19 protein-coding genes are annotated in these 16810 nt (G+C 71.9%); 12 read left to right on the top strand and 7 right to left on the bottom strand.

Annotated features, from left to right (window positions below):
• The 10 genes from EES42_RS24770 to EES42_RS24725 all read left to right on the top strand — a co-directional run.
• On the top strand, positions 1–1571 hold a 1571-nt coding region (locus EES42_RS24770; protein WP_124720868.1), incomplete at its 5' end, for an ATP-binding SpoIIE family protein phosphatase.
• Positions 1572–1766: 195 nt separating this feature from the next.
• Positions 1767–3152, top strand: coding sequence for a wax ester/triacylglycerol synthase family O-acyltransferase (locus EES42_RS24765; RefSeq protein ID WP_124720462.1), 1386 nt, complete (start codon positions 1767–1769; stop codon positions 3150–3152).
• Positions 3153–3298: 146 nt separating this feature from the next.
• A complete protein-coding gene (locus tag EES42_RS24760; RefSeq protein WP_124720461.1) occupies positions 3299–4291 on the top strand; it encodes an aldo/keto reductase in 993 nt (330 codons plus the stop codon).
• Between the two features lies 1 nt (position 4292).
• Entirely contained in the window at positions 4293–4604 is a 312-nt protein-coding gene (locus EES42_RS24755) for an L-rhamnose mutarotase (RefSeq protein WP_124720460.1), read from the top strand.
• A 1-nt stretch (position 4605) separates the two neighbouring features.
• Entirely contained in the window at positions 4606–5463 is an 858-nt protein-coding gene (locus EES42_RS24750; protein WP_124720459.1) for an amidohydrolase family protein, read from the top strand.
• Between the two features lie 33 nt (positions 5464–5496).
• Positions 5497–6357 carry an Fpg/Nei family DNA glycosylase gene (locus EES42_RS24745; RefSeq protein ID WP_124720458.1) on the top strand — a complete coding sequence of 287 codons (861 nt, stop codon included), beginning with the start codon at positions 5497–5499 and terminating at the stop codon, positions 6355–6357.
• A gap of 88 nt (positions 6358–6445) precedes the next feature.
• Positions 6446–7198, top strand: coding sequence for a LytR/AlgR family response regulator transcription factor (locus EES42_RS24740; RefSeq protein ID WP_124720457.1), 753 nt, complete (start codon positions 6446–6448; stop codon positions 7196–7198).
• 62 nt (positions 7199–7260) lie between these two features.
• The gene (locus EES42_RS24735) at positions 7261–7623 is read left to right on the top strand and encodes a hypothetical protein (RefSeq protein WP_124720456.1); all 363 of its coding nucleotides are present in this window, start codon (positions 7261–7263) and stop codon (positions 7621–7623) included.
• Positions 7620–9101: a sodium/solute symporter gene (locus EES42_RS24730; RefSeq protein WP_124720455.1), complete on the top strand. Its 1482-nt coding sequence runs from the start codon at positions 7620–7622 to the stop codon at positions 9099–9101. Before EES42_RS24735 ends, EES42_RS24730 begins: the two co-directional genes overlap by 4 nt.
• A complete protein-coding gene (locus tag EES42_RS24725; RefSeq protein WP_124720454.1) occupies positions 9098–10288 on the top strand; it encodes a sensor histidine kinase in 1191 nt (396 codons plus the stop codon). The genes EES42_RS24730 and EES42_RS24725 overlap by 4 nt, the downstream gene beginning before the upstream one ends.
• A 19-nt stretch (positions 10289–10307) precedes the next feature.
• Here EES42_RS24725 and EES42_RS24720 read toward each other — a convergent pair whose 3' ends face one another.
• Positions 10308–10826 (bottom strand): hypothetical protein, encoded by a 519-nt coding sequence (locus EES42_RS24720; RefSeq protein ID WP_124720453.1) that lies wholly within the window; start codon positions 10824–10826, stop codon positions 10308–10310.
• Between the two features lie 125 nt (positions 10827–10951).
• Here EES42_RS24720 and EES42_RS24715 point away from each other — a divergent pair, with 125 nt between their 5' ends.
• The gene (locus EES42_RS24715) at positions 10952–11149 is read left to right on the top strand and encodes a zf-HC2 domain-containing protein (protein ID WP_124720452.1); all 198 of its coding nucleotides are present in this window, start codon (positions 10952–10954) and stop codon (positions 11147–11149) included.
• Here the strand turns inward: EES42_RS24715 and EES42_RS24710 are convergent.
• The 3 genes from EES42_RS24710 to EES42_RS24700 all read right to left on the bottom strand — a co-directional run bounded on the left by EES42_RS24710 (position 11083) and on the right by EES42_RS24700 (position 13868).
• Positions 11083–11652, bottom strand: a complete 570-nt coding sequence (locus EES42_RS24710) for a sigma-70 family RNA polymerase sigma factor (RefSeq protein WP_124720451.1) — start codon at positions 11650–11652, stop codon at positions 11083–11085. The genes EES42_RS24715 and EES42_RS24710 overlap by 67 nt on opposite strands.
• 202 nt (positions 11653–11854) lie before the next feature.
• Positions 11855–13297, bottom strand: a complete 1443-nt coding sequence (locus EES42_RS24705) for an amino acid permease (protein WP_124720450.1) — start codon at positions 13295–13297, stop codon at positions 11855–11857.
• Between the two features lie 109 nt (positions 13298–13406).
• The gene (locus EES42_RS24700) at positions 13407–13868 is read right to left on the bottom strand and encodes a universal stress protein (protein WP_124720449.1); all 462 of its coding nucleotides are present in this window, start codon (positions 13866–13868) and stop codon (positions 13407–13409) included.
• A gap of 165 nt (positions 13869–14033) precedes the next feature.
• Here EES42_RS24700 and EES42_RS24695 point away from each other — a divergent pair, with 165 nt between their 5' ends.
• On the top strand, positions 14034–14876 hold the full coding sequence (locus EES42_RS24695) for a polysaccharide deacetylase family protein (RefSeq protein WP_124720448.1): 843 nt from the start codon (positions 14034–14036) through the stop codon (positions 14874–14876).
• A gap of 194 nt (positions 14877–15070) precedes the next feature.
• Here the strand turns inward: EES42_RS24695 and EES42_RS24690 are convergent, their stop codons facing one another.
• The 3 genes from EES42_RS24690 to EES42_RS47325 form a co-directional block, all read right to left on the bottom strand.
• Positions 15071–15601, bottom strand: a complete 531-nt coding sequence (locus EES42_RS24690) for a hypothetical protein (RefSeq protein ID WP_124720447.1) — start codon at positions 15599–15601, stop codon at positions 15071–15073.
• Between the two features lie 174 nt (positions 15602–15775).
• Positions 15776–16543 (bottom strand): bestrophin-like domain, encoded by a 768-nt coding sequence (locus EES42_RS24685; protein WP_124720446.1) that lies wholly within the window; start codon positions 16541–16543, stop codon positions 15776–15778.
• A gap of 16 nt (positions 16544–16559) precedes the next feature.
• Positions 16560–16691: a hypothetical protein gene (locus tag EES42_RS47325; RefSeq protein ID WP_259929185.1), complete on the bottom strand. Its 132-nt coding sequence runs from the start codon at positions 16689–16691 to the stop codon at positions 16560–16562.
• Between the last annotated feature and the right edge of the window lie 119 nt (positions 16692–16810).

Raw genomic sequence — 16810 nt, 5'->3', positions numbered from 1 at the left:
GCACCGTCGGGGACGTCATCGAGGTGCTCAAGAACTCCCAGGGCCTGGCGCATCTCGGTGCGACCAGCCTGGTCATGGGACTGATGGAGGCCGGACGCATCCATCTGGTGGCCGACGGCCCGGAGGACTCGTTCGTGCCCGGCACCCGCTACACCCGGACGGACGAGCAGTACCCGATGAGCGAGGTGGTGCGCACGCTCGCGCCCCGCTTCATCGAGTCCGCCACCGACTTCGCCACCTCGTACCCGATCCTGTGGCCCCACATCAGCCACCTCGGCATCACCTCGGCCGCCTATCTGCCACTGATCGCCCAGGCCCGCCCCATCGGCGCGCTCGGCCTGCTCTACAGCGACAAGGACGGCTTCACCAGCGACGAACGCAATCTGCTGGTCGCGCTCGGCAGCTCCATCGCGCAGAGCCTGCAGCGGGCCATGCTGTACGAGCAGGAGCACGACCTCGCCGAGGGCCTCCAGCAGGCCATGCTGCCGCGCAGGATCCCGGACGTGCCGGGGGCGCAGGTCGCCGTCCGGTACCGCTCGGCCCGGCTGGGCCGGGACATCGGGGGCGACTGGTACGACGTCATTCCGCTGCCCGGCGGCCGGGTCGGGGCCGTCATCGGCGACGTGCAGGGGCACGACACCCATGCGGCGGCCGTCATGGGACAGCTGCGCATCGTGCTGCGCGCCTACGCGGCCGAGGGGCACAGCCCCGCCACGGTGATGGCGCGGGCCTCCGTCTTCCTCCACGAGCTGGACACGGACCGCTTCGCGACCTGTACCTACGCCGAGGTCGACCTGACCACCGGAGTGGTGCAGCTGGTCCGGGCCGGCCACGTCGACCCGCTGGTGCGCGAGAGCGACGGCAACTGCCGCAGGCTGCCCGCGGAGGGCGGGCTGCCGCTGGGGCTCTCGGCCGAGTTCGGGCGGCTCGAATATCCGGTCAGCACCGTCGAGCTGGATCCCGGCCAGACCCTGCTGCTGTTCACCGACGGGCTCGTGGAGCTGCCGGGCGCCGATCTCGACGAGGGCATACAGCTGCTGACGGCCATGGTGCGCAACGGCCCGCAGGACCTCCAGCGGCTGGCCGACCGGCTCTGCGAGGAGGTCGACGAGCGCGGCGGCGAGGACGATGTCGCGGTCCTGCTGCTGCGCCGGAAGGTGGCCCACGCACCTCAGCCGGGCGGCCGGCTCCAGCAGCACGTCGCCCAGAGCGACCCGGAGGCGCTGAGCTCGGCGCGGCACATGATCCGGGCGGCGGTACGTGCCTGGGGCGCCAAGGCGCGGGCCGACGAGGTCGAGCTCGCCGCCGACGAGCTGATCACCAACGCCCTCATGCACACGGACGGCGGGGCCATCGTCACCATCCGGGTGCTCACCGGCCCCGAGCGGCGGCTGCGGGTCGACGTCGAGGACCGCTCCAGCGCGCTGCCCAGGCGCCGGGACGCGGGGGAGGCGGGGGTCTCCGGGCGGGGGCTGATGCTGGTGGACCGGCTGGCGGATCTGTGGGGCGTGGAGTCCCGGGGCAGTGGCAAGTGCGTCTGGTGCGAGTTCGTGATCCCGGCACACGAGTGACGAAAGCGCACACACCTGCCCGCAACACATTTCACTACCGAAACCGCATGCACCTGCCCGCACCGCATTTCGCTACCAAAGCCGCACTTCCTACTCAACAGTAACAGAACGTAACATGTCTGTACTTGACCGTAACCGACCGCGAACGATTGACTGCGACCCGTCAGTATTTGTCTTCGATGACATGAGGACCCGTTGGGAACTGAGCTGCTGGCACCCCTCGATCTGGCCTTCTGGCACCTCGAATCCGATGCCCATCCGATGCACCTCGGCGCGCTCGCCGTCTTCGCCCCGGCCCCCGGCCCGGCGCACGGCGCCGACGCCGAGGCCGTGCTCGAACTGCTGGGCACCCGCGCCGCCGCCATTCCCCGGCTGCGGATGCGGGTCAGGGACGTACTGCTGCCCGTCGGCGGTGCCGCCTGGTTCGTTGACAAGGACTTCGACGTACACCGGCACATCGAGCGGGTACGGCTGACCGGTGCGGAGTCGCGGGACGGGGACGGCGGATTCATGGCGGGTGCCACCCGGCTCGCCGGCGAACTGATGGAACGGCCGCTCGAACGCGGGCTGCCGCCCTGGCAGATGTACGTGATCGGCGGCGCCGACGGCGGGCCCTTCGCGGTGCTCGTCAAACTCCACCACGCGCTGGCCGACGGCATGCGCGCGGTCGCCATCGGCGCCGGGATCTTCGACGAGATCGCCGTCGCCGGACGCCCTCGCGCCGGGGCCCCCGCCCGCCGGGCGCGCACCGTTCCGCCCCGCTCCTGGATGCCCGGCCCGCGCCAGGTGGCCGGCCTCGCGCTCGGCCGGATCGAGGATCTCGGGCGGGCGTTCGGCGTCGGTGCCTCCATGGTGCGGGCCAGCCGTCTCGACCCGCGCGGGGCGCCCGCGCTCACCGCGAGCTCCAGCGGCACCCGGCGCCTGGCCACGGCGGACCTGGACCTCGAAGCCGTCCAGCGGATCCGCCGCGCCGCGGGCGGCACGACCAACGACGTCCTGCTCGCCGTCGTCGCCGGAGCGCTGCGCCGCTGGATGCGGGAGCGCGGCGAGCCGCTGCCCGAGGAGGATCCGCGCGCCCTGGTGCCGGTCTCCCGTCGCAGGCCGGGCCAGGCGGCGAGCGGCAACAAGCTCTCCGCCTATCTGCTCGGGCTCCCGGTCGGCGAACCCGACCCGTGGCGGCGGCTCGCCCTCGTCCGTACCGCCATGGACCGCAACAAGGCCGCCGGCCCCTTCCGCGGCGCCGGTGCCGTCGCCGTGCTGGCCGACCAACTCCCCTCGCTGGCCCACCGATTCGGAGCGCCGCTCGCCGGGAACGCCGCCCGGATGCTCTTCGACGTTCTGGTCACCAGCGTGCCGCTGCCGCGCTCGGCGCTCTCGCTCGGCGGCTGCCCGCTGCGCGCCGTCTACCCGATGGCACCGCTCGCCAGGGGGCAGTCCCTCGCCATCGCGCTGTCCACGTACGGCGGCCGGGTGCGGGTCGGGCTGGTGGCCGACGGCAAGGCGCTGCCCGACCTGGACCGGCTGGCGCGCTGCGCCGACGACGAGGTGGCCGAGCTGCTCGCATTGCTGACGACGCGCTGAGTCACCGCCGCCCCGATCGGTCATAGGTCGGACAGATATCCGGGAAAGTGTCACGGTCGGTGGCGCATGGGGTGTTGACGTGCCCAAGTGATCCGATGAATATTCGCTGTGTGCAAGAAGCGATCATTGGGGAGGGCGGCGGAAGCATGCGGCGCAACAGGCTGGGAAGCAGCGCGGTCGAGGTCACCGAGCTGTCCTTCGGGGCGGCCGCCATCGGTAATCTCTTCACCGTCGTCGAGCCGGCACGGGCGGCCGCGGCGGTCGACGCGGCCTGGGACGAGGGCATCCGCTACTTCGACACCGCACCGCACTACGGACTCGGCCTGTCCGAACGGCGACTGGGCGAAGCCCTGCGCGGCAGGCCCCGCGACTCGTTCACGCTGTCCACGAAGGTGGGACGGGTGCTCGACCCGCTGCCCGCCGGAGCCACCGGCTCAGGGAACGGCTCCGACGCCCTGTCCGAAGGCTTCGCCGTGCCCGCCACCCACCGCCGCCGCTGGGACTTCAGCGCCGACGGCGTACACCGCAGCATCGAGGACAGCCTGCAGCGGCTCGGGCTCGACCGCATCGACATCGCCTATCTGCACGACCCGGACGACCACGCGGAAGCCGCGTTCCACGAGGCCTACCCGGCACTGGAGAAGCTGCGCGCACAGGGCGTCGTCGGCGCCATCGGTGCCGGGATGAACCAGACGGCGATGCTGACCCGGTTCCTGCGCGACACCGACATCGACGTGGTGCTCTGTGCCGGGCGCTACACCCTCCTCGACCAGTCCGCGCTCACCGAGCTGCTGCCCGAGGCCGCCGCCCGGGGCCGCAGCGTGGTCGTCGGCGGCGTCTTCAACTCCGGGCTGCTCGCCGACCCGCGCCCCGGCGCCACGTACGACTACACGGCCGCGCCCCTCTCCCTCCTGGACCGTGCCCTGCGCATCAAGGCCGTCACGGAGGGCCACGGCGTCCCGCTGCGCGCCGCCGCCCTGCACTACCCGCTCGCCCACCCCGCCGTCTCCGGAGTCCTGGTGGGCACCCGATCCCCGGACGAGGTGCGCGACGCCGCCGCCCTGCTCCGCCGCGAGATCCCGGACGAGCTCTGGGACGAACTGCGCGCCGAGGGCCTGCTGACCGAGAACGGACACTGACATGAGAATCGCCCTGCACACCAAGGTCCGCGCCGACCGCATCGAGGAGTACGAGGCCGCGCACCGCGAAGTCCCGGCGGAGCTCACCGCCGCGATCCGCGCCGCGGGCGCCACCTCCTGGACGATCTGGCGCAGCGGCACCGACCTCTTCCACGTCATCGACTGCGACGACTACGCCGCACTCCTCGCCGAGCTGGAGCGGCTCCCCGTCAACGTCGCCTGGCAGGCCAGGATGGACGAACTGCTCGACGTGTCGCACGACTACTCGGCCGACGGCGCCGCAGCCGGGCTCCCGGTCGCCTGGGAGCTGTGACATGACGGGTCAGCAACGGATCGTCGACGCCCACCACCATGTGTGGGACCTGTCGGTGCGCGACCAGGACTGGATCACCGGCGACGAACTCGCCCCGCTCCGGCGGAACTTCGCCCTCGCCGACCTGGAGCCCGAGGCGCGCGCCGCCGGGGTGTGTGCCACCGTCCTCGTCCAGACCGTCACCGTCCCCGACGAGACCCCCGAGTTCCTGGCCCTCGCCCACGACAGCGACCTCGTCGCGGGCGTCGTCGGCTGGTGCGACCTGACCGCACCGGACGTCGCCGACACCCTCGCCGCACTGCGCGAACTGCCCGGCGGCGACCGGCTCGTCGGCATCCGCCACCAGGTCCAGGGCGAACCCGACCCCGGCTGGCTGCTGCGCCCCGACGTCCTGCGCGGACTGCGCGCCGTCGCCGCCGCCGGACTCGTCCACGACGTCGTCGTGCAGGCCCGCCAACTGCCCGCCACCGTCCAGGCCGCCGCACTGCTGCCCGAGCTGACCTTCGTGCTCGACCACGCCGGCAAGCCGCCCGTCGCCGCCGCGGAACTGCGCCCCTGGGCCGACGACGTCCGGGCCCTGGCCGCCCGCCCCAACACCGTCTGCAAGCTCTCCGGGCTGGTCACCGAGGCCGACCCGCGCACCTGGACCGTGCGCGACCTGCGCCCGTACGCCGACACCGTCCTCGACGCCTTCGGTCCCGGCCGGCTGATGTTCGGCTCGGACTGGCCCGTCTGCCGGCTCGCGGCGACGTACGGGGAGGTCGTCGACGCGGCACGCACCCTCACCGACGCCCTCACCGAGGACGAACGGGCCCGGGTGTTCGCCACCACGGCCGAGCGGGTCTACGGCCTCCGATAGGCATCCCGCCCAGGCTTCCGGCAGTCTGGAACCATGCCCGAACTGCCGGAAGTCGAAGCCCTGCGGGTCTTCCTCGACGACCACCTGGTCGGCAAGGAGATCGACCGCGTCCTGCCGCTCAACGTCAGCGTCCTCAAGACGTACGACCCACCGCTGTCCGCCCTGCACGGCACCACGGTCACCGGCATCGCCCGGCACGGCAAGTTCCTGGACATCGGCGCCGGACCGCTGCACCTGATCACCCATCTCGCCCGGGCCGGCTGGCTGCGCTGGAAGGACGCCTTCCCCGCCGAGCCGCCGCGCCCCGGCAAGGGCCCCCTGGCGCTGCGCACCGTGCTCACCGGCGGTGACGGCTTCGACCTCACCGAGGCGGGCACCACCAAACGCCTCGCCGTGTACCTGGTGCACGACCCGGCCGAGGTCCCCGGTATCGCCCGGCTGGGCCCCGACCCCCTCGCCGGCTCATTCGACCGCGACGCGTTCGCCGCGCTGCTCGCCGGGGAACGCCGCAGGATCAAGGGTGCCCTGCGCGACCAGTCGCTGATCGCAGGCATCGGCAACGCCTACAGCGACGAGATCCTGCACGTCGCGAAGATGTCGCCGTACCTGCTCACCGCGAACCTCACCGACGAGCAGATCACCACGCTCCACACCGCGATGCGCACCACGCTCCAGGACGCGGTCGCCCGCTCCAGCGGCCTTGCGGCCGGGAAGCTCAAGGCCGAGAAGAAGAGCGGGATGCGGGTCCACGGACGCACCGGCGAGCCCTGTCCGGTCTGCGGGGACACCATCCGCGAGGTGTCGTTCAGCGACTCCTCGCTCCAGTACTGCCCGACCTGCCAGACCGGCGGCAGACCGCTGGCCGACCGCCGCCTGTCCAGGCTGCTCAAATGACCCGCCGGGGTGCGGGGGCCGGACGGTACGCGAAGAAGCGGTGAATCACCCGGCCCCGCACACCCGTGCGCGCTCTACACTCCGGCCCATGCTGCGCGTACTCGCCGTCGACGACGAAGAACCCGCCCTGGAGGAACTGCTCTACCTCCTGCGCGCCGATCCGCGGATCAGCAGCGCCGAGGGGGCCACCGGGGCCACCGAGGCACTGCGCCGCATCGGCGCCGCCGTCGAGGCGGGCCCGGACGACCCGGCCGCCATCGACGTCGTGTTCCTGGACATCCACATGGCGGGCCTCACCGGCCTCGACGTCGCGCAGCTGCTGGCCGGGTTCGCCGCGCCGCCGCTCATCGTCTTCGTCACCGCCCACGAGGGCTTCGCCGTCCAGGCCTTCGACCTGAAGGCCGTCGACTACGTCCTGAAACCCGTACGCCGCGAGCGGCTGGCCGAGGCGGTGCGCCGCGTCGCCGAACAGGTCGGCGACCGCTCCGCGCCCGTGCTCGACACGGCGGGCGACCAGATCCCGGTGGAGCTCGGCGGGGTCATCCGGTTCGTCCCGATCGACGACATCGCCTACGCCGAGGCCCAGGGCGACTACGCCCGGCTGCACACCGCCACCGGCAGCCACCTCGTCCGCGTCCCCCTCACCACCCTGGAGGAGCGCTGGCGGGCGCGGGGCTTCGTGCGCATCCACCGGCGCCACCTCGTCGCCCTGGGCCGGATCGACGAACTCCGCCTCGACGCGGGCAGCATGAGCGTCCGCATCGGCTCCGCGGAGCTCGCGGTCAGCCGCCGCCACACCCGCGCGCTGCGTGATCTGCTGATGCGCCAGACCGGCCGCTGACCAGCGCCTACCAGGATCCGGCCCTTCCCACGGCGGTCCGGTGCCGCATACACTCCGGGCCCATGTCCGCAGAGCCAGCGCCCCGGCGCGAAGTGGTGACGGGGGAGCCCCGGCGGGTGCGCCCGCTGCCCCGCTACCGCACCCAGTCGGAGATCGACGAGCAGACCGCGCTCGGCGGCGCGTACGTCCGTTCGCTGATGCGCAGCCAACTGCGCGCCGGACTCACCGCGTTCGCGGTCCTCGCCGTCGTCGTCGGGACGCTGCCGCTGGTCTTCGAGGCACTGCACAGCGCCGCGCTCGTCTGGGCGGTACTCGGATTCGCCGCCTACCCGCCGCTCACCCTGATCGCCTGGTGGTACGTGCGACGGGCCGAGCGCAACGAACGGGACTTCGCCCGGCTCGTGGAAGGCCGCCCCGCACAGTGAGCCGTACGTACGCGGTGGCCGCGGTCGCCGCCGTCGTCCTCGCGACCGTCCTCGTCGGCGGCTTCGGACTGCGCATCTCCCGCACCACCTCCGACTTCTACGTCGCCTCACGCACCGTACGGCCCCGGCTCAACGCCGCGGCCATCAGCGGCGAATACCTCTCCGCGGCCTCCTTCCTCGGCATCGCGGGCCTGGTGCTGGTGCACGGCCCGGACATGCTCTGGTACCCGGTCGGCTACACCGCGGGCTATCTGGTGCTGCTGGTCTTCGTCGCCGCACCGCTGCGCCGCTCGGGGGCGTACACGCTGCCCGACTTCGCCGAAGGACGGCTGGAGTCACGGCAGGTGCGCAGACTGGTCAGCGTCTTCGTGGTCGCGGCGGGCTGGCTCTACCTCGTACCGCAGCTCCAGGGCGCCGGGCTGACGCTCAAGATCCTCACCGGGGCGCCCGGCTGGCTCGGCGACGTGCTCGTCGCGTCCGTCGTCGTCATCGCCGTCGCCGCGGGCGGCATGCGGTCCATCACCTTCGTACAGGTCTTCCAGTACTGGCTGAAGCTGACCGCGCTCCTCGTCCCCGCGATCTTCCTGGTACTCGCCTGGCAGGGCGACGGACGTCCCCGCGTCAGCTTCGACGAGCAGCTCTCCGTCTTCCGCGCCGACCACCCGCTGTACGCCACCTACGGGCTGATCGTCGCGACCTTCCTCGGCACCATGGGCCTGCCGCACGTCGTCGTCCGCTTCTACACCAGCCCCAACGGCCGCGACGCCCGCCGCACCACGGTCGCCGTACTCGCCCTGATCGGCGTGTTCTACCTGCTGCCCCCGGTCTACGGCGCACTGGGCCGGCTGTACGCCCCCGAGCTCATCCACGGCGGGGACGCGGACGCGGCCGTGCTGCTGCTGCCCGGCCGGATCGTCGGCGGGATCGGCGGGGACCTGCTCGGCGCGCTCATCGCGGGCGGCGCCTTCGCCGCGTTCCTGTCGACCGCCTCCGGGCTCACCATGGCCGTCGCCGGGGTCATCACCCAGGACGTGCTCCCCTCGCGCGGCGTACGGCACTTCCGGCTCGCCACCGTCCTCGCCATGTGCGTGCCGCTGGGCGGTTCCTTGATCGTCAGCCGGGTGCCGGTGGCCGACTCCGTGGGCATGGCGTTCGCCGTCTCGGCCTCCTCCTTCTGCCCACTGCTGGTCCTCGGCATCTGGTGGCGGCGGCTGACCCCGCCCGGCGCCATCGCCGGACTGCTGCTCGGCGGCGGCTCCGCGTTCCTGTCCGTCGCCATCACCGTCAGCGGCGCGGTCCGCCCGCCGGGCTGGCCGCACACCCTGCTCGCCTGGCCCGCCGTCTGGTCGGTGCCGGTCGGCTTCCTCGCCATGATCCTGGTGTCCCTCGCCACCCCCGGCCGGATACCCCCCGGCACCAACGCCGCCATGACCCGCTTCCACCTGCCCGAGGCGCTGACATCGGGGAGGCACCGATGACCGGCGCCGGATACGCCGTACTCGTCCTGCTCGCCCTCCTGCTGCTCGGTACCGGATTCCTGCTCGGCCGGCGCACCGCCCGGCCCGTCCGCACCAGCGACGTCGGGACCCCCGTCGAGCACGCCACCTTCGAGACCCTGCACACCGCCTCGCTCGCCGCGCCCCCGCTGCGCGCCGGTCTCACCGAGGAGAGCGCCCGCAGATCCGCCCGCCGGCTGCGCTCCCTGCTCGGCACCGACGCGCTCTGTCTCACCGACCGCGACCGGGTCCTCGTCTGGGACGGCGCGGGCGAACACCACGGCCGCCACGTCATGGACCAGGTGCGAGACCTCCTCGCCAGCGGCCGGGACACCGCCTTCCGCAGCGACTGCGACGACCTGGACTGCCCGCTGCGCTGGGCCGTCGCCGTGCCGCTCACCGTCGACAACCGGGTGCTGGGCACCCTGATCGCCTACGCCCCGCGCGAGTCCGCGGTGCTGGCGCGGGCCGCCGGAGAGGTGGCCCGCTGGGTCTGCGTACAGCTGGAACTCGCCGAACTCGACCGCTCCCGCACCCAGCTCATCGAGGCCGAGATCAGAGCGCTGCGGGCCCAGATCTCCCCGCACTTCATCTTCAACTCACTCGCCGCCATCGCCTCGTTCGTCCGCACCGACCCGGAGCGGGCCCGCGAACTCCTGCTGGAATTCGCCGACTTCACCCGCTACTCGTTTCGCAGTCACGGCGACTTCACCACCCTCGCCGACGAACTCCACTCCATCGACCAGTACTTGGCACTGGTACGGGCCCGCTTCGGTGAACGGCTCCTGGTCACCCTCCAGGTCGCCCCCGAGGTGCTGCCCGTCGCCCTGCCGTTCCTCTGCCTCCAGCCGCTCGTCGAGAACGCCGTCAAGCACGGCCTCGAAGGCGCCGTCACCTCCAGCCGCATCACCATCAGCGCCCTGGACGCCGGCTCCGAGGCCGAGGTCGTCATCGAGGACGACGGCACCGGAATGGACCCGGAACGGCTGCGCCACATCCTGCGCGGCGAGGGCGGCAACTCCACCGGAATCGGACTGCTCAACGTCGACGAACGGCTGCGTCAGGTGTACGGGGACGACTACGGCCTGGTCATCGAGACGGGCATCGGCGCCGGGATGAAGATCACCGTACGGCTGCCGAAGTACCGGGCCGGTGTGCACGGTTCCTGACCGGCCGGCCCGGTTCCCGTCAGTGGAGATGGATCGCCAGATGCCCCAGCGGCAGCCCCAGCTGCCAGGCCGGCGTCCACACCTGGGCCGCCTCCTCCACGTCCGGCTCCTCGCCCACCGGCTCCCACGGCGGCGGAGCGATCGCGTCGAGGTCGGCCGCGAGCAGCTCGGTCTCCTCCAGCCACCGCCAGGCCGCGCGGGCCAGCGCCAGATCGGGATCCGGGCCGGCCGTCCCGCCCGCCGGGGCCGCGTCCAGCGCGCCCAGCCGCTCACGGACCCAGCCGCACCACGTGGCCCCGTACGCCGTCAGCAGGCGCAGTTCGTCCAGCCGGGCCGCGGGCAGCGCGTCGGCCACCGAGCCGTCGGAGAGGAATATGGTGAGCGCCAGGGCGTCGCGCCCCGCGCGGTACTCCAGTGTGGACGGCTCCATCAGATCGCCGGTCCGCAGCAGCTCATCGGCGATGTACTCCGCGTACATCCAGGCCATCGGAACCAGCAGGCCGCCCCCACCGGTTCCATCCTGACGCTCCGGGCGCATCCCGTTTCGCCTCTTTCTCTGTTCGGTACCGCGCTTCACGGAGCATTGAACCGAGGGAGCGCGCCCCGCGTGGCCAGAAGGACAGGATCCGTCACCACCGGATGCGTCGACGACACGAGGATGCGATGACCGCCGATCCCGGGGAGGGCCCGCACGTGCGCCATGAGCTGGGTGCCTACGTACTCGACGCGCTCACGGCCGACGAGGCCCGTACGGTCTCCCGTCATCTGCGGTCCTGCGACCGCTGCGCCGCCGACTACGTGGAGGCCGCGGAGGCCGTCTCCCTGCTCGCCCTGCTGCGCGAGGAGGACCTGCCGGAGTAGCCGGGGAGGTTGCGGGAGAGCTGGCGCAGCGCGTAGTAGGACCGGGACTTGACGGTGCCCGCCGGAATGCCGAGAGCGCGGGCGGTCTCGTCCACGGTGAGCCCGTGGAAGTACATCTGGACGAGGACCGCGCGGTGTTCCGGGCTGAGGGTGCGTACCGCATCGCGTACATCGAGCGCCGAGACCGTGGCCTCCGCGGTGTCGTCCCCGGCCGCCGTGGTCTCCAGCACGGCGTCGCAGACCTCGGTGGGCCGGGCCTGCCGGGAGCGGCGGGCGTCGATCGCGAGCCGCCGCGCGACGGTGAAGAGCCAGGGCCGCATCGAGTCGTACGCGGAGTCGAAGGCCTCCGGATGCTGCCAGGCCCGGACCAGGGTCTCCTGGAGCAGGTCCTCGGCGCGCTGCCGGTCGCCGAAGGTCAGACCGAGCAGGAAATGGAGCAGCGCGGGCCCGTGCTCCCGCTGGAGGTCGGTGAGGGCCCGCTCATCGGTCGTCGTGGTGGTCATCGTGAACGCCCTTCCCGCCGAGGTCCCTGCGGCTTCGCTGCCGACTGGCGTATACGAACGCATCGGGGCGCCGAGGAACAGGCGATGGGCGGCCCTGTGCGACGAGCGGTCGCACAGTGCGGCGAATGGTGCGGTGAACGGTCGGGCGGCGGCCGGCGCGGTGCGCGCGAGGGGGCCGGGCAGCCTCCGCCCGACGGACCGGTCAGCTCGTCCCCGTGTCCGTTCCGGGCGTCTTCGCCATGTTCGACTTCCGGTACGAGTAGCCGAAGTAGATGACCAGACCGACCAGGAACCAGACCACGAACCGCACCCAGGTCTGCCACTGGAGGAAGGTGATCAGCCAGATCGAGAACACCACCCCGAGGGCCGGGACGAACGGCATGCCGGGGGTACGGAAGGTGCGCGGCAGGTCCGGCTGCTTGTAGCGCAGCACGATCACCGCGATGCACACCACGACGAACGCCAGCAGAATGCCGATGTTCGTCAGTTCGGCGGCCTCGCCGATCGGCAGGAAACCGGCGATCAGGGCCGAGGCCGCACCGACGATCCAGGTCACCCGGGTCGGCACGTGCCGGGTCGGGTGGGTCTTGGCGAACCACTTCGGCAGCAGTCCGTCACGGCTCATCGAGAACCACACCCGGGTCACGCCGAGCATGAAGGTGAACATCACCGTGAGGATGCCGATGATCGCGCCCACCGCGATCACATCGGCGAGCCCGCCGAGCCCCACCGACTTGAAGGCCGTGGAGAAGCCGGACTCCGGGTCGATGTCCTCGTAGCTCTGCATCCCCGTCAGCACCAGGCAGGCCGCCACGTAGAGGACCATGGAGATCGCGAGGGAGTACAGGATCGCCTTCGGCATGTGGCGCTGGGCGTCCTTGGACTCCTCGGCCGCCGTCGACATGGCGTCGTACCCGAACACCGCGAAGAACACCGTGGCCGCACCGGTGAAGGCCCCGCTGATCCCGAACGGGAAGAACGGGTTGTAGTTGGCGGTGTTGATGTGGAACACGCCGACACCGATGACCAGCAGGACGACCAGGACCTTCAGGACGACCACGACGGTCTCGAAGCGGGCCGCGTTCTTGATCCCGAGGGTGAGCAGGTACGCCACGAGCAGACAGAGCAGCGCGGCGAACAGGTCCACCTTGTGGCCGTCGCCGGTGCCGGGCGCGCCCAGCATCCACTTCGGCACTTCGAGCCCCATCTCCCCGAGCAGGAAGCTGAAGTAGCCGGAGATGCCGATCGCGACCACCGCCACGATCGCCGTGTACTCCAGCAGCAGGTCCCAGCCGATGAACCAGCCCACCAACTCGCCGAGCACCGCGTACCCGTAGGTGTAGGCGGAGCCCGCCTTGGGGATCAGGCCCGCGAACTCCGCGTAGCTGAACGCGGCCGCGGCACTGGCCACGCCCGCGATCAGGAACGAGAGCAGTACCGCGGGACCGGCGGTGCCGTTCGCCACCGTGCCGGCCAGGGTGAAGATGCCCGCGCCGATGATGCCGCCCACGCCGATGGCCGTGAGCTGCCACAGCCCGAGCGTTCTGGTGAGCTGGGTGGCGACGTCCCCCGCGGGCCCCTTCTCGTCGATGTGCTCGATCGGCTTGCGGCGCAGTACACCCTCGCCCACTCGGAGCTTTGCCATGAGTCACCTCTCCGCTGACGGCTGTCCCTGACGGACGCTCATGATGGCCCAGGCGCAGCCGGTGCGGAGGACGGCGTGCCGTCCGGCGGAGCGGAGGATTCCGCGACGCCTACGGGACCACCGTGACGGGCCAACGGCCCGCCTTGACCAGCCGGATCGCGACCGAACCGATGAACCGGTGTCCGGCCGACTCCGAGGCGCCGACGACCACGGCATCCGCCTTCAGCTCGTCCGCCGCGGTCACGAGCCCGTTGTAGGGGTCGCCGCGGAAGGTGTGGAACTCCCAGCGCACATCCCATATGTCCTTCATCCGCCGGGTCGCCTCCCGGATCTCGCTCACCAGCCCCTCTGCGACCTCGCCGGTCGCGTCGGCGATCGGTGCGCCGAGAGCGGCCCCCGCGGGCAGCACCGGCTGGACGTAGACGAGGGCGAGCATGGCGCCCTGGCGGCGGGCCAGCCCCGCAGCGTAGGCCGCGGCACGCATGGAGGAATCGGACCCGTCGAGGCCTGCGACGATCACTTTCGGACCATCAGTGCCACGTTCGAACTTATGAGGCTGCGGTTCTGTCACGGCAGTGAGGCTATCCGCTGTCCGGGCCGACTCCGGAGCGGGCTGCGGCACGGTCTCGGCCGGGGCTGCCGGATGCCCTGCCGGGGATACCTCCATCGGGTGCAAAACCGTCCGCGGCCGGTGTCGACGGCGGGGGCGGGAGCGGCGCCGTGTGAGCAGTTGGTCATGAAAAGTGATCAGAGGCTGCCGGGGCGCAGGACGCTGCTGCGACTGGCCGCCGGACTCGGTACGGCCGCCGCCGTGCGCATGACCGTCGCGGATCCGGCCGGGACGCCGGTCCGGTACCTCGACCCGGCCATGGCCGGGTCGGCCGGGCCTCCGTCGGCCGTCCGGGCCCGGACGGCCGGCTACCGCCTCCAGCCCATGACGGCCGGTGCCCCGGCCCGTTTCCGCCCGGCGGCGCCGCCGGTCCGTACGAGGCCGATCGAGGAGCTGCCCGATCTCGGGCGGGCGATGGTGCTCACCTTCGACGACGGCCCGGACCCGCTCTACACCCCGCACATCCTCGCGACCCTGCGCGAACACGATGTCCGTGCGATGTTCTTCCTCTGCGGAGAAATGGCCAACGACAACCAGGACCTGGTGCGCGCCATCGCCGAGGACGGGCACACCATCGGGAACCACTCCTGGACCCACCCCCTGGTCACCAGGCTCTCCCGGGCCGGTGTCCGCGACGAGCTCGGCCCCACCAGCGAGGTGATCGAGAAGATCACCGGCGCCGCGCCGCTCTGGTACCGGGCACCGTACGGAGCGTGGAACCGCAACTCCTTCGAGATCGGTGCCGCCATGGGAATGGAGCCCATGGCCTGGACCGTCGACACGCTGGACTGGACCGAACCCGGTGTCGGCACCATCGTCCGCCGGGTCCGGGAGGGGGCCGCCCCCGGTGTCGTCGTGCTGTCGCACGACGCAGGGGGCGACCGTTCGCAGAGCGTGACCGCACTGCGCCGGTATCTGCCCGAACTGCTCGACGACGGCTACCGGATCACCGTGCCCCGGCGCCGCTGAGCACGACCGGACCGGGCGGACCCGTGAGATGTCCGCGCGGTTCCCGACCGCGGCCGGGCCGGTGAGGGTGCGTCATCGGCGGCGTTCGGGCCGATCCCGCCGGTACGGACATCGGCAACCGGCCCGATACGGCCGTCGCCCCGGGTCCCGAACCGGGACCCGGGGCGACTTCTCGGTCGGCACTGCCCCTGCTGTCAGTGCGATCGGCTCTCCCTGCGACGGCGTGCCGCCTGGACGGCGCCGGCGGCCGCTGCCACCGCCAACGCCGCGCCGGCGGCGATCTTCGCACCGTTCATCGTGCCGATGGCGTTGCCCGGCCCGCCCTGCGGACCGGCCGCCGCCACCGTGGAACGGGTGGTCGGTGCCGGAGCCGCGGCGATGGTGAGACCGGACTTCGCCGTGGAGTCGGACGACGTGCCGCAGTTGAACGTCACTTCGTAGGAGGCGCCGGGTCTCGCGTCCCAGTCGACCGTGGCGCTGACCGAGCCACCTGCGGGAATGGTGACGGTGTCGAAGACGCCGGAGCCGGCGGTTGCGGTTGTGGAGCACCCCCGGGCGGCCAGGGTGACCTGGCTTCCCGGCGTGATCACCGACGGAGTGACGGTGAACCCGGTCGCGGAGGACGCGCCTCCTGACGTCGCGGCGTACGCGGTTGCGGACGGAGCGGTCAGGGCGAGAGCGGCGGCGCCGAGCAGGGCGACGGGTGCGACGCCTATTGCGCGCATGGGTGAGTCCTCCGGATCCCCGAGGAGCACTTGCGGAACGAGTTTCCACAAAGCGTCAGAAATGCACCTCGACGCGCCAAACGCTAGGAGCCGTGCATAACCCTCGCGATCGGAGTGCGCCGCTCGGGCGCCGGGTTCGCCCGAGCGGCGCACCGCCCGTGTTCCGACGGACCGCTATCCGCCCGCCGCATGGGGGAACAGATCGAGGAACGGCGCCGCGGTGGCCGAGATCTCCCGGCCGAAGGGGGAGTCGAAGTCCCAGATCAGGAACAGCAGAAAGGCGATCAGAACACTGAAGAGGCCGGCCAGCAGGAGTTCGCGGAAGGTTCTGCGGATCTGCAAGGTGAACATCAGCCCCACGGTCACCAGGGCTCCGATGATCAGGCCGAACCAGACCACGCCCGGCATGGTCGCACCGGCGCTCTGCCCGCGTGCGCTGCGAGCGTCGTCGGCCGCGGCCACCTCGTCGACCAGTGGCTGATATGCCTGCCCCTCGTGGTCGTTCCTCGGCCGGTACTCGGTGACATCGGCGCGCACCTTGGCCAGGAGCCGGGTGCCCTCGTCGGTGAGGGTGCCGTGCTCGCTCATCGCCCGCCACTCGTCGTGGACGACATGGTGCACGTAGGCATCGACATCGGCGCGGATCCGGGAGCGCACATCGGCCGGGTAGACGGCCGAGCGGACACTCACCTCGTGCAATGCCTGGGCCTCCTGACGTACGTATTCCTGCGCTGCGCCGCGTCCCTCCCAGACGCCCGCGATGGCGAGGCCCAGCACGATCGCGTAGACCACGCCGATCATCATCGTCATGTACTCGATGACGTCAGGGGTCTCGGACGGGTCGTCGTCCTCTCCGATCCGGCGGTTGTTGAGCACGGCGATGGTCAGGACGACGGCGCTGGCCGCCCCCATGGCGAGGGCGAGAACAAGCCATTCCGACATGGTGATCCTCCGGAGGTCAGCGGGAGCGGGGACGCAGTACGGCGACGGCGAAGACCGCGGGTGCCGTGATCAGCAGGGTGAGGTTGACCAGGGAGGTGCCGCGTCGCACGACCTTGCCCGGTGGCTTGCGGTAGGTGGGCAGCGCCACGGGCCGGGGTGTGGGACGTACGGACGGTGAGGGGGAGGGCGAGGGAGGGGGTGTGGGCGCCGGCGTGGGTGTGGGCGGCGGGGCGGGCGGTGGCGGCACGGGCACGGGTTCCGCTCGCG

The sequence above is a fragment of the Streptomyces sp. ADI95-17 genome, assembly GCF_003846175.1.
GTDB classification, from domain to species: Bacteria; Actinomycetota; Actinomycetes; order Streptomycetales; family Streptomycetaceae; genus Streptomyces; species Streptomyces sanglieri.
This window is presented reverse-complemented; position numbering and strand designations above follow the sequence as displayed.

Coding starts and splice junctions, on each gene's coding strand:
- EES42_RS24725 (WP_124720454.1), top strand. CDS start 9,098: ATGACCGGCGCCGGATACGCCGTACTCGTCCTGCTCGCCCTCCTGCTG.
- EES42_RS24710 (WP_124720451.1), bottom strand. CDS start 11,652: ATGACCACCACGACGACCGATGAGCGGGCCCTCACCGACCTCCAGCGG.
- EES42_RS24715 (WP_124720452.1), top strand. CDS start 10,952: ATGACCGCCGATCCCGGGGAGGGCCCGCACGTGCGCCATGAGCTGGGT.
- EES42_RS24720 (WP_124720453.1), bottom strand. CDS start 10,826: ATGCGCCCGGAGCGTCAGGATGGAACCGGTGGGGGCGGCCTGCTGGTT.
- EES42_RS24685 (WP_124720446.1), bottom strand. CDS start 16,543: ATGTCGGAATGGCTTGTTCTCGCCCTCGCCATGGGGGCGGCCAGCGCC.
- EES42_RS24745 (WP_124720458.1), top strand. CDS start 5,497: ATGCCCGAACTGCCGGAAGTCGAAGCCCTGCGGGTCTTCCTCGACGAC.
- EES42_RS24690 (WP_124720447.1), bottom strand. CDS start 15,601: ATGCGCGCAATAGGCGTCGCACCCGTCGCCCTGCTCGGCGCCGCCGCT.
- EES42_RS24740 (WP_124720457.1), top strand. CDS start 6,446: ATGCTGCGCGTACTCGCCGTCGACGACGAAGAACCCGCCCTGGAGGAA.
- EES42_RS24750 (WP_124720459.1), top strand. CDS start 4,606: ATGACGGGTCAGCAACGGATCGTCGACGCCCACCACCATGTGTGGGAC.
- EES42_RS24760 (WP_124720461.1), top strand. CDS start 3,299: ATGCGGCGCAACAGGCTGGGAAGCAGCGCGGTCGAGGTCACCGAGCTG.
- EES42_RS24695 (WP_124720448.1), top strand. CDS start 14,034: ATGAAAAGTGATCAGAGGCTGCCGGGGCGCAGGACGCTGCTGCGACTG.
- EES42_RS24755 (WP_124720460.1), top strand. CDS start 4,293: ATGAGAATCGCCCTGCACACCAAGGTCCGCGCCGACCGCATCGAGGAG.
- EES42_RS24735 (WP_124720456.1), top strand. CDS start 7,261: ATGTCCGCAGAGCCAGCGCCCCGGCGCGAAGTGGTGACGGGGGAGCCC.
- EES42_RS24705 (WP_124720450.1), bottom strand. CDS start 13,297: ATGGCAAAGCTCCGAGTGGGCGAGGGTGTACTGCGCCGCAAGCCGATC.